The organism is Protofrankia symbiont of Coriaria ruscifolia (genome assembly GCF_900634745.1).
Lineage (GTDB): Bacteria > Actinomycetota > Actinomycetes > Frankiales > Frankiaceae > Protofrankia > Protofrankia californiensis.
In genome coordinates, this window is sequence record NZ_CAAAFR010000155.1 from 39,762 (window position 1) to 50,611 (window position 10,850).

At 72.8% G+C, this 10,850-nt stretch carries 10 protein-coding genes; 2 read left to right on the top strand and 8 right to left on the bottom strand.

What is annotated here, in order from left to right; translation table 11 throughout:
• Positions 1-211: 211 nt before the first annotated feature.
• Genes recN through CV1CTNOD_RS17210 form a run of 5 tightly spaced genes read right to left on the bottom strand, consistent with a single transcriptional unit; the run spans position 212 to position 4,264 of the window.
• Positions 212-1,963, bottom strand: a complete 1,752-nt coding sequence (recN, locus tag CV1CTNOD_RS17195; RefSeq protein ID WP_131787061.1) for a DNA repair protein RecN — start codon at positions 1,961-1,963, stop codon at positions 212-214.
• A gap of 10 nt (positions 1,964-1,973) precedes the next feature.
• Complete coding sequence (locus CV1CTNOD_RS24885) at positions 1,974-2,138, bottom strand: hypothetical protein (protein WP_165485582.1); 165 nt, start codon at positions 2,136-2,138, stop codon at positions 1,974-1,976.
• Positions 2,135-3,022, bottom strand: coding sequence for an NAD kinase (locus CV1CTNOD_RS17200; RefSeq protein ID WP_131787062.1), 888 nt, complete (start codon positions 3,020-3,022; stop codon positions 2,135-2,137). The genes CV1CTNOD_RS24885 and CV1CTNOD_RS17200 overlap by 4 nt, the downstream gene beginning before the upstream one ends.
• A 13-nt stretch (positions 3,023-3,035) precedes the next feature.
• Entirely contained in the window at positions 3,036-4,070 is a 1,035-nt protein-coding gene (locus CV1CTNOD_RS17205) for a TlyA family rRNA (cytidine-2'-O)-methyltransferase (RefSeq protein WP_131787063.1), read from the bottom strand.
• Positions 4,067-4,264, bottom strand: a complete 198-nt coding sequence (locus tag CV1CTNOD_RS17210; RefSeq protein WP_131787064.1) for a hypothetical protein — start codon at positions 4,262-4,264, stop codon at positions 4,067-4,069. Before CV1CTNOD_RS17210 ends, CV1CTNOD_RS17205 begins: the two co-directional genes overlap by 4 nt.
• 213 nt (positions 4,265-4,477) lie before the next feature.
• On the opposite strand from CV1CTNOD_RS17210, the gene CV1CTNOD_RS17215 reads away from it, so the two are divergent.
• Positions 4,478-4,816 (top strand): SCP2 sterol-binding domain-containing protein, encoded by a 339-nt coding sequence (locus tag CV1CTNOD_RS17215; protein ID WP_131767938.1) that lies wholly within the window; start codon positions 4,478-4,480, stop codon positions 4,814-4,816.
• 60 nt (positions 4,817-4,876) lie between these two features.
• Here CV1CTNOD_RS17215 and CV1CTNOD_RS17220 read toward each other — a convergent pair whose 3' ends face one another.
• Together CV1CTNOD_RS17220 and CV1CTNOD_RS17225 are read right to left on the bottom strand one after the other, a co-directional pair.
• Positions 4,877-6,106: an HAD-IIA family hydrolase gene (locus CV1CTNOD_RS17220; protein ID WP_131787065.1), complete on the bottom strand. Its 1,230-nt coding sequence runs from the start codon at positions 6,104-6,106 to the stop codon at positions 4,877-4,879.
• Positions 6,103-6,507: a tetratricopeptide repeat protein gene (locus CV1CTNOD_RS17225; RefSeq protein WP_131787074.1), complete on the bottom strand. Its 405-nt coding sequence runs from the start codon at positions 6,505-6,507 to the stop codon at positions 6,103-6,105. The genes CV1CTNOD_RS17220 and CV1CTNOD_RS17225 overlap by 4 nt, the downstream gene beginning before the upstream one ends.
• A gap of 496 nt (positions 6,508-7,003) precedes the next feature.
• On the opposite strand from CV1CTNOD_RS17225, the gene CV1CTNOD_RS17230 reads away from it, so the two are divergent.
• Positions 7,004-8,389, top strand: coding sequence for a DUF1015 family protein (locus CV1CTNOD_RS17230; RefSeq protein WP_131787066.1), 1,386 nt, complete (start codon positions 7,004-7,006; stop codon positions 8,387-8,389).
• Between the two features lie 57 nt (positions 8,390-8,446).
• On the opposite strand, the gene CV1CTNOD_RS17235 is transcribed toward CV1CTNOD_RS17230, so the two are convergent.
• On the bottom strand, positions 8,447-9,151 hold the full coding sequence (locus tag CV1CTNOD_RS17235) for a hypothetical protein (RefSeq protein WP_207386513.1): 705 nt from the start codon (positions 9,149-9,151) through the stop codon (positions 8,447-8,449).
• Between the last annotated feature and the right edge of the window lie 1,699 nt (positions 9,152-10,850).

Here is a 10,850-nt window from a genome sequence, read left to right on the forward strand (position 1 = left end):
AAAGGCGTGGCCGACCATGCCTGGGCGGTCAGCTTCCTCGTCACGAACCTTCCCGCCGACGAGCCCGAGGGGATCGTGGCGATCGAGCACTGGTTCCGCGGCCGCGCCGACGTGGCCACGGCGGAGAATCCACGCGGCCCGGTACGCGCCTCGACCGCACGGACGAGGTCCTCCGGGAAGGACTGCCACACCCACCGGCAGAGATCCGTGGTCAGGAACTCCCAGCCTTGTCGGCAGCGGCGTTGGCCAGCAGTTCCTCGGCGTGGCCGCGGGCGAGCGTGCTCTCCTCGACGCCGGCGAGCATCCGGGACAGCTCGCGGACCCGGCCGGTGTCGTCGAGGGTCACCACCCCGCTGCGGGTCACCGAACCGTCGTCGGCCTTGCTGATCACCAGGTGGCGGTCGGCGAAAGCCGCCACCTGAGGCAGATGGGTGATACAGATCACCTGATGCGTGCGTGCGAGCCGGGCGAGCCGGCGCCCGACCTCGACCGCGGCACGCCCACCCACACCGGCGTCGACCTCGTCGAAGACCATCGTCGTGGCGACGTCGCCGGCCGCGAGCACGACCTCGATGGCGAGCATCACCCGGGACAGTTCACCACCGGACGCGCCTTTGTGCACCGGACGTGATGGCGCACCTGGATGCGGTATGAGCCGCAACTCCACCTCGTCGACCCCGGCCGGGCCGTAGGCGAGCAGCTGCCCGTCCACCGGAAGGCCGGCGCCGGCGGGATCGGCGCGTTGTGTCACGACCGCCTCGACCTTGGCCCGTGGCATCGCCAGGCCCGCGAGCTCGGCCGCGACCGCCGCGGCGAACCGGTCCGCCGCGGCCCGGCGGGCGGCGCTGATCTGCGCGGCGAGCCCACCGAGCTCCGTCACCAACCGGTCGCGTTCGGACGCCCACGCGCCGGCCTGGTCACCCTCGGAGTCGAGCTCGAGCAGGCGCCGCCCGGCCTGGTCGGCCCATTCCAGGACCCCGGACAGATCGGTGCCGTGGGCGCGGGCAAGGGCCGCCAGCGCCGCCCTGCGGTCCGCGGCGCCGGCGAGACGCACCGGGTCGGACTCGACCCCGGCGGCGTAGGAGGCCAGATCCGCGGCGACGTCCGCGAGCAGCATCCCGGCCTCGTGCAGGCGGTCGGCGAGGTCGGACAGGTCCGGGTCGAGGGACGCCTCCGCGGCGACCATCCGGTGGGCGGCCCCCAGCAGGTCGGTGGCGCCCGGTGCGCTGTCGCCGACGGCGGGGTCGGACACCAGCACGGCGTGGGCGCCGCTGGCGGCCTGCACCAATGTCTCGGCGTGTTCCAGCCGCCGTAGTTCGGTGTCGAGGGCGGTGTCCTCACCAGGACGGGGGTCGACCTTCTCGATCTCGGACAGTCCGGTCCGCAGCAGCTCGGCCTCGGCCGAGCGTTCCCGGGTACGGTCGGTGATCTCGGCAAGCCGGGCGGAGACCGTACGCAGCTGTGCGTAGGCGGTGGCATATGCGGCCAGGGGCCGTGCGACCGTGTCACCGGCGAACTGGTCGAGAGCGGCACGCTGTTCCCCGGCCCGCAGGAGCCGTTGTTGGTCGGACTGGCCGTGGATGGCGATCAGCCCATCGGTGATCTCGGCGAGGACGCTGGCCGGCACCGCCCGCCCGCCGACGTGCGCGCGGGAACGTCCCTCGGCCGTCAGCGTCCGCCCGAGGACGAGACCCTCCTCGTCGCACTCGCCACCGGCGTCGCGGACCCGTTCGGCCACCGGACCGTCCGGCGGGACGGCCATCCGCCCGTCGACGAAGGCCCGCGCCACCCCGGGCCGGACCAGACCGGTGTCCGCGCGCCCGCCGGTGAGCAGCCCGAGCCCCTGGACAATCATGGTCTTGCCGGCTCCGGTCTCACCGCTGACCACGGTCAGGCCGGGCGCCAGCTCGAGCACGGCGTCGTCGATGACCCCGAGACCGCGGATGCGAACCTCCTCGAGCACAGATGTGACTCTATGGGGTGCGGCGTCCGCGGCGCCGGCCGCCCGGGCAACGCGCCTCCGGCAGCAGCGGCCCCGCCGCGCTCACCGGCCTTGCCGGGCCCACCGACTTGCCCGGGCCGACCGGGCCAGCCGCGCCCAGCTGCCTGCACTGGCCTACCAGCCCAGCCGCGCTCATCGGCCGATCCGCCCCCGCCAGCCCGCCACCGGAAGGTCGAACTTCGCCACCAGCCGGTCGGTGAAAGGCCGCGGGTGCACCACGGCGAGCCGCACCGGACGGCGTCCCCGCACGATCTCGACCCGGGAGAACGCCTCGACGTCCACCGATCGCCGGCCGTCGCAGGCCAGGACGGCCGGCGTCGAGGGGAGCACCTCGATCGCGACCGACGACGTCGGGGCCAGCACCAGGGGGCGGGCGAACAGGGCATGGGCGCTGATCGGCGCGACCAGCAGAGCCTCGACACCCGGCCACATGACCGGGCCGCCGACCGAGAACGCATACGCCGTCGACCCGGTGGGGGTCGAACAGATCATGCCGTCACACCCCCACCGGGACAGCGGGCGGTTGTCGACCTCGAGGACGCACTCGAGCATCCGGGAGCGGTCGACCTTCTCCAGCGACATTTCGTTGAGCGCCCAGCCCTGGTAGGTCAGCTCGCCGCGGTGACGGACCGTCACGTCGACGGTCATCCGCTCCTCGACCCGGTAGTCCTTGCGGACGACATGATCGACCGTGGACTCCAGCGCGTCCGGTTCGGCCTCGGCGAGAAAACCGACATGACCGAGGTTGACCCCGAGCAGGGGCGCGTCGGCGGTACGCGCGAGCTCCGCCCCCCGCAGCAGGCTGCCGTCCCCACCGAGCACGAGGACCAGTTCGACCCCGAGCGCGGCGGCGTCGTCCGGTGGGACCACGTTCTCGCAGCGCAGGTCGAGCAGTTCGGCCTCGTCCCGCAGGACCCGCGGAGCGACCCCGGCGGCGACGAACTGGTCCAGCACCCGCTGGGCGATCTCCCGTACGACCGACCGGCGTGGGTGGGTCACCACCAGGACTTCCCGGCTCACTGGACTTCCCGACTCATCGGCGGCCCTCGTCGCACTCGGTGGACGGCTCGGAATCAGGATCAGGCTCAGCGGGAAAGGCAGGATCGGCGCAGGGTGCGGAAGCCTCCGACCGGACGGATCCTGATTCTCCGTCCGCGGACACGGCTGCCGGCGCACCCGCGGACCCACCGGCCGGACCGGCCGCGATCGCGGAGGTGATCGCCTCGGTCAGCCGCGGCGGCGGCATCGGCGGGGCGTCCCCGGCGAGCCACAGCAGGTACTCGACGTTGCCCGCGGGCCCCGGCAGCGGGCTCGCGACGACTCCACGCACGCCGAGTGACAGCCGGGCCCCGGCATCGGCCACCTCCCGCACCGCGCGGGCGTGCAGTGCCACGTCGCGCACCACCCCGCCCGGCCCGAGATCCGCACGCCCGACCTCGAACTGCGGTTTGACCAGGACGACGAAGTCGGCGTCCGGCCGGGCACACGCCCGAAGCGCCGGCAACACCAGCCGCAACGAGATGAACGACAGATCTGCCACAACCACGTCGACGGGCCCGCCGATCGCCTCGGCGGTGAGGAAACGGACGTTGGTGCGCTCGAGGACAGCAACCCTGGGGTCGGTACGCAGCTGCCAGGCCAGCTGGCCGTATCCGACGTCGACCGCCACGACCTCGGCGGCGTCGTGGCGCAGCAGCACGTCGGTGAAGCCGCCGGTGGACGCCCCGGCGTCCAGGCAGCGCCGCCCGGCCACCCGAAGCCGCAGCCGGCTTCCCCCAGCGTCTTCCGCGGCACTTCCAGCGGCACTTCCGCCGAAGGTGGACAGGGCCGCGAGCAGCTTGTGGGCGCCCCGGGAGGCGTAGCCGGGGTCGTCACCGGCAACGATCACAATCGGTGTCGTGTCGTCCACGACCGTGGCGAGCTTGGTCGCCTGACGCCCGGACACCCGGACCCGACCCCCCGTGATCGCTTCGCTGGCCTGCTCACGGGAGCGCACCAGACCGCGCCGGACGAGTTCACGGTCCAGCCGCGTCCTGCGGACCGCGACGGGACGCCTCGTCCTGGTCACGCCGGCGTCCGGCCGGGCGGCGCGGCATCCGGTCGCGGCGAGGCGGCGGCGAGGCCGTCCAGATCCGCGAGCACGCCGTCCAGCAGACGGTGGACCTCCTCGAAGACAGCGACGTGAACCGACACCGGCAACGCCGGCAGCCGGTCCACCTGCGCGAGCGCGGCCCGAACATCGTCCGGGACGTCAACGGTCATAAAGTGTCCTCTTCCGCGGCAGCGGCGGCAGGGCCGTCACCCCGCGGCACGCCGCTATCGTCCCATCCAGCATGCCGGATCCCGTCCACGGTATTGACTGTTGCAGCCGGGTGCATCGCGGCGGTCCTGGCAGGCTGCTGGTCCCGGCCATGGCACGGCGCAGCCTGCCGGCGGCGGAAGGCACGGCACGACCGAAGGGAGGAATCAACCGGTATGGCGACCATGCAGCAGTGCGCGACGGCGTTGCGCACGTTGGCGGAGCGACTCAACGAACTCACCGACGACCGCCTGCGTAGCCTGACCCCCGACCGCACGATCGTATGCAGGATTCCCGATCTCGGAGCAAGCTTCTCCGCGGAACTGCGTGACGGCAGTGTCCTCGACATCAACGAAGGGGATCGCACGGCAGCGCAGGTGACCGTCACGGTGAACAGCGACGACCTGATCGCTGTCACCGACGGTAGCTTGGAGTTCACCTCGGCATGGGCCAGCGGCCGCCTGAAGGTGGACGCCAGCATGCGGGACCTGCTGCGGATGCGTTCACTGTTGTAGGTTCGCGGCCCGCCGCAGGACCTGCGGCATCACACGGGATTGATTTCAGCCGGAATCGGTTCAGTCGAGATCGGCGCAACCGGGCGGACGTTCACCGGCCAGTTCCCGCACGGGGTCGTCCCCGTCCGCGGCTGCCCACGCGGCCGCACACGCCGCTCGCAGCGCGTCCAAACCGTCGTCCTCCCGCGAACCCTCCCCCGGCAAGCCGTTTCCCGGCCCGTTACCCCACGGGCCGTCCCCCGGCCCGTCGCCCCCGATGGCGCTCACTGCCTCCACCCGGTGGGCGGGTCGTCCCGCCGGTCGCACCTTCCGCCAGCTCAGCGTCCCCTCCCGCACGTGGGCCGCCCAGTGGCCGCAGACCGCCTCCACCTCCACCCCGTCCGGCCGCGCGGCGCCGCCGCTCCCACCGGCCGGCGCATGCACCCGCGTGCCCGGATGGCCCACAAGCAGGCCCCGCAGATCGGCCGCAAGATAGGTCGGCCGGTACAGCGCCCCGGCGCGCAGGAGCTCACCTCCGGACGTCACCCCGGTGAGCACCAGCAGGGACGGCGTGCCCGAGCGGACGGCGGATGCGATGTCGGTGTCGAGCCGGTCACCGACGATCAGCGGGAACCGGGCACCGCCGCGGCGAACCGACTCCTCGTGCAACGCCCTCTCCGGCTTGCCGGCCACGATGGGAGCAGCTCCGGTCGCGGTGCTCAGCATCGCCACCAGGGAACCGTTGCCGGGCAGCAGGCCACGCTCGGTCGGTACCGAGGCGTCGGTGTTGCTCGCGACCCACAGCGCTCCCGCCTGGATCGCGAGCGCGGCCTCGGCGAGCCGAGCGTAGTCGAGGTCGGGATCGAAACCCTGCACCACCGCGGCCGGTTCCTCCCGCGCGGTCGCCACCGGCCGCAGGCCCACGTCCCGCACCGCTTCACGCAGACCCTCCCCGCCGGTGACCAGGACAGCCGCCCCACCGGGCAGGCGTTCGGCGAGCAGCCGCGCTGCCGCCTGCGCGGAAGTGACCACGTCGGCCGAGACCGCGGGCACGCCGAAGGCGATGAGCCGCTCAGCGACCCGGGCCGGCGGACGCAGCGCGTTGTTGGTGACGAACACCATCCGCATGCCACGTTCGCGGACGGCCCCGATGGCCCACGCCGCATGGGGTACGGCCTCGGACCCGCGGTACACCACCCCGTCAAGATCCATCAGGGCGACGTCGTGGACGTCGACGAGCGGGGCCGGCGACGCAGACAGCGGCTTACGCGAGCTGACCGGTTGTGCGGGAAGGCGCAGGCCGTGGGTCATGGCCGTCCCCGCACGGGCCGGTTGAGCGCGGCCCGCACACCGCGTAGCGCCTGGCCGTAGTGCCCGAGGTCCGGACGCATCGCGACGGCGAGCGCCAGATGTTCCACCGCGGCGCGCAGGTCGCCCGTCCGGCGAGCCGCCATCCCGAGCCCGAACTGCGCGTAGTCGTCGGTCGGGTCGTGGTCGACGATCCAGGCGAAACTCTCCCGTGCCGCGCCGTACTGGCCGGCGTCGAACTGGGCCCGAGCCAGCGCCTCCCGGACGCTACGCGAGCCCGGTTCGGCGGCCACGGCGTGGGCCAGCAGCTGAACCGCGGCGTTGGCGTTGCCCCGGTCGAGCAGGGCGACACCCCGGGTGTACCAGTCGTAGACCTCACCGCCAGGGCTGCCGCCCGAACCGATACCACCGGTACCAGCAGCACCGGTACCATCCCGACCGGCGCCGGCAGCGTCGGCGCTGCCACCATCGGGACTGGCGCTATGGGGACTGGCGCTGTCGGGACTGGCGCTGTCGGGGCTGCGCCTCGGGCCCGCGGGCAGCCACTCACCGCGGGGCCCACCCCCCTCGCCGGCAACCGGTCCGTCGTGCCCGCCGGACATCCGCGCCTCCCTCGTTGCCTCTGCCGAGTGTCCCTGCCCTGCCGCGATCCGGTGGAACTCGTGCCCAGTACACGGCCGACCTCCGATGCACACACGCCAGCGCCCACGGCGACCGGACGCCGGTAGCCGAGGGCCAGCTTCCAGTGTCGCCGGAAACCGGTCCACGCTCCCACCGATCGCGCTGATCGGTGGAGGTGCGTACCATCCGTCAGCCCCTTGGTACCGGCACACGTCCCGGCGGCACCGGCAGCCTGGCGGACCGGCGGCGTCGTGGCGGGCGGACCCATACGATCGCCACATGGCTGCTCCCGTCCCGGCACCGCCCACACCCGGCGGACTGGTTCTGGCCCCGTTCCGGGCCCTGCGGTACGCAGTGGACGACGGCCGGGAGCTGGCATCCCGGACCGCCCCGCCCTACGACGTGATCGACGCAGCAGGCGTCATCGCGCTGGAGGCGAGGCATCCGCACAACGTCGTCCGGCTCATCCTTCCTCGGGACAGCGACGAGCAGTCCCCGGGAAGCCGCTACCGCCGGGCCGCGGACGCCCTGCGCGAATGGACCGCCGGTGCGGTCCTGCGCCGCGACGACAGGCCGGCGCTGTACGTGTACGAGCAGACCCACGACGGGCACGTCCAGCGGGGTCTGGTCGGTGCGGTGGCTCTGGCCGACCCCGACGCGGGGATTATCCTGCCGCACGAGAACACCATGACCGGACCGGTCACCGACCGGCTCGCCCTGACCGTGACCACCGGGGCGAACCTTGAGCCGATCTTCCTGCTGTACGAAGGTGGCGGGGCCGCCAGCCAGATCGCCTCCGACACTGTGGCGACCTCGCCGATACTGACCACGACGACCGACGACGGTGTCACCCACCGCATCTGGGCGCTGACCGACCAGGACCGGCTCGCCGCCGTCGCCGACGATCTGTATGGACGGCGGGCGGTGATCGCCGATGGCCACCACCGGTACGCCACCTACCGCCGCTACCAGGCTGACCGCCACGCGGCCGGGGATGGCGCCGGCCCCTGGGACTTCGGCCTGGCCTTCCTGGTGGACGCCCGGGTATCAGGGCCACAGGTCCATGCAATCCACCGGGTTGTGCGGGGGCTCGCCCTCGCCGAGGCCGTCCGCCGTGCCGGGGCGGCGTTTCAGGTGACGCCGCTGGACACCGTCGGTGACCCCTCCGGGGTGCATCTGCTCGGTGAGCTGGCCAAGGCCGGTCAGGACGGCCACGCGTTCGTCATCACTGATGGCCGGGCGGCGTTCCTGCTGACGCATCCGGACCCGGCGCTGCTCACCGACGCGCTGCCGGCGGACCGCTCCACCGCCTTCCGCCAGCTCGACGTCACCGTCGCGCATCTTGTGCTGATCACAAAGGTCTGGGGGCTGCCGGACACCGAGGACGTGGTCGGCTATCGCCATGACGCGGCCGCCGCAATCGCCGCGGCGGCATCGCCCCCCGGTGCCGGCACGGCAACGACTCCGCCCGGCGGCACCACAGCGACATCACTGTCCGATGCCGGTAGTACAGCACCGGGCGGTGCGATCGCGCTGCTGTTGAACCCCACCCCGGCCGCGGACGTCGCCGCCGTCGCCGCAGCCGGCGAACGGATGCCACGCAAGTCGACGCTTTTCACACCCAAGCCACGAAGCGGCCTGCTGATCCGTCCACTGGACGGGTAGTAGCAACCATCCGTATCCGTTACCCACGGTCATCCGGCCCTGTTCATCCGGTGCCGCTCAGGAAGCAGGTTCCTCCCCCGACGGCCCCGCCTCGGTCGGTGACCCCGGCTCGGCCTCCTCCAGCGAGGCGGCCCGGTCCGCGGCGTCGGTCTCCTGGGCGTCATCGACGGTTGCCACGGAGGCGAACCAGCGTGCTGCGTCGGCGGGACGGCCAGCGGCCAGCAGCGCCTCCGCGTAGGCATACCACAGCCTCAGGCTCCACGGCTGCACGCCGGAGGCAGCCACCTCGTCCTGCAACAGCAGGACCGCGGCTTCCGGCTCACCCAGGTCGCGCCGCGCGCCCGACAGGACGATCAGCAGCTCGATCCGGGACTCCTCGCCGAGTTCGGCCGCGCCCGGATCACGGGCGAGCAACAAGGCACGCTCGGGGCGTCCGAGCCCCCGCTCGGCATCGGCCATCACGGCCAAGTGCCGTGGGGAACCGTCGATGCGGCGCGCCGCACGCAGTTCCGCGAGCGCCGTGGTGAACTCCCCCGCATGGTAAGCGGCGAGCCCGACCGCTTCGCGGACGGCGGCGATCCGGGACGCCAGGGCCGCGGCTGCGCGAGCGTGCGCAAGCGCAAGCGCGGGGTCCTCGTCGAGGTACATGCCCGCGGCCACGAGATGCCGGGCCACCGATTCGGCAAGGGACGGACCGAGCCCTCGCAGCTCACGGGTGACCTCGAAGTCGAGGAGCTCGGCGCGGGCCTCATCGGGAAGCACCGGTGCGGACGGTCGACCGGGCCGCTGGACGCCTCTGCCGCGGTGGTCCGCAGTGGCCGCGCCGCCGCGTTCCCGTCCGGATGCCGACGGCCTCGGGCTGCTCCTCCGCCCCGTTGGAGCACCTGATACCCGTGAAGCACCTGATGCCCGCCGGTCCGGCCCCGAGGCCTTCTCAGCGGAGCGATCCTGCCTACCCGCGCCCTGGCCGCCACCCCAGGCCCGTCCCGTGCCCCGCTCGCTCGGACCTTGCCAGCCTGAAGCAGGCCGGTCCGGCTTGTCTGCGCCGGAGCCCCGGCCGGCGGAGCCTTGGCCAGCACGATCACGATCGTGGTGGTCACGAGCCCGAACATCCCGGGTGTCCCGAAAGTCCCGGGTGGAGCCGGTAGCGCGCGGCGCGCCAGCCGCGGGCGCTCGCCGTGCAGCATCGGCTCTGCTGCGCCTGTCAGTCACCAGCCGGTCACCGTTGCCGGATTCGTGGGATACCCGGGCGTCGTCACGGCGGCCGGACGTACGGGGGGTGTCCTGCGGTGGTGTCCGGCGCGGCCTGTCAGCACCGGGGCCGTCGAAGTCGTGGCCGCCTCCGCGGCCCCGGGCAGAGAAACGATCGTCGGTGCGCCGGTCGGCCCGCCCATGCCGGTCGTCGCGGGAGGCCGCAGGCGAAGGCGGTCCGAAACGCTCGCCATCGGGTCCTGTGACCGGCCTACGCTCGGTCGGGCCGTAACCTCGCTGCCTGGCATCAGCACGTGGCGGCCTGTCGGTACGACCGGCTCCGGGCGTCCGATCGGCCGCACCCGGCCCACGTCGAACCGCCGGGTCGCCGGAGGGTCGTGGCGTCCGATCGGCCGCACCCGGCCCTCGTCGAACCGCCGGGTCGCCGGAGGGTCGTGCCGGCTGCGCGGAACCCCGCCGCTGTGGGGAACCCTGCGCGGAACCCCTTCCCTCGGGCTTCTTTCCCGCGGACCACTGCTTTTCCGCGGACCGCTGCCTGTCGGAGCGGGGCCCTACCGACTGCGCCCCTGCCGGCTGCGACCTGCCAGTCGGCGGTTGGTTCCGCTGAAATCCGCTGGTCCGGTTGTCACTATCCGCCCTGCGATCCGCGTGGCGATTGCCTGCTGACTGTCGTGATTCGCTGCGCGTACCCACGGGGCGAGGCGAGCGGCGGTCGGAATCATCATGGGGGCGGCTCGACCGGATCCCCGACCCGCCTCGAGGGCTGTCAGTCGATCGCGCGCCCGAGACGCGTTCGCTCGAGCTGTGCTGGCCCGGACGGCGATCTCCGTCGAAGCCTCGGGCCGGCCTGCCATGCCCGCCTGTACGCCTGTCTCCGCGGATGTCCGTCGTCCCCTGACCGCGGGTTTGCTGGTCGTGACGGGGCTGCTGACGTTCACCGGCAACGCGCCGAGAGTCACGGGCCGTACGCCACCGCTTCTCCGCAAAATTTTCTGTAGCCGACGGGGTTGCGGTTGTCGAAGTCCTGCCTCGGTTTCCTGCCGAACGGCGGGCCGACGTTTGCGTGGCCGAAGCCCTGGCCCCTGCGGTTCCGGCTCCGGCTCTGCTGCTCGGGTACTGCCGGCCATTCAGATAGCGGCGCCCAGGCCGACCCTCGTCACTGCTGCTCTCGTCCACGAGGCTGCCTCCTTGACCCGCGCCACTGACCTATGCCATCCGCGATCACATCGGTACCGGCCCCGGCAAGCAG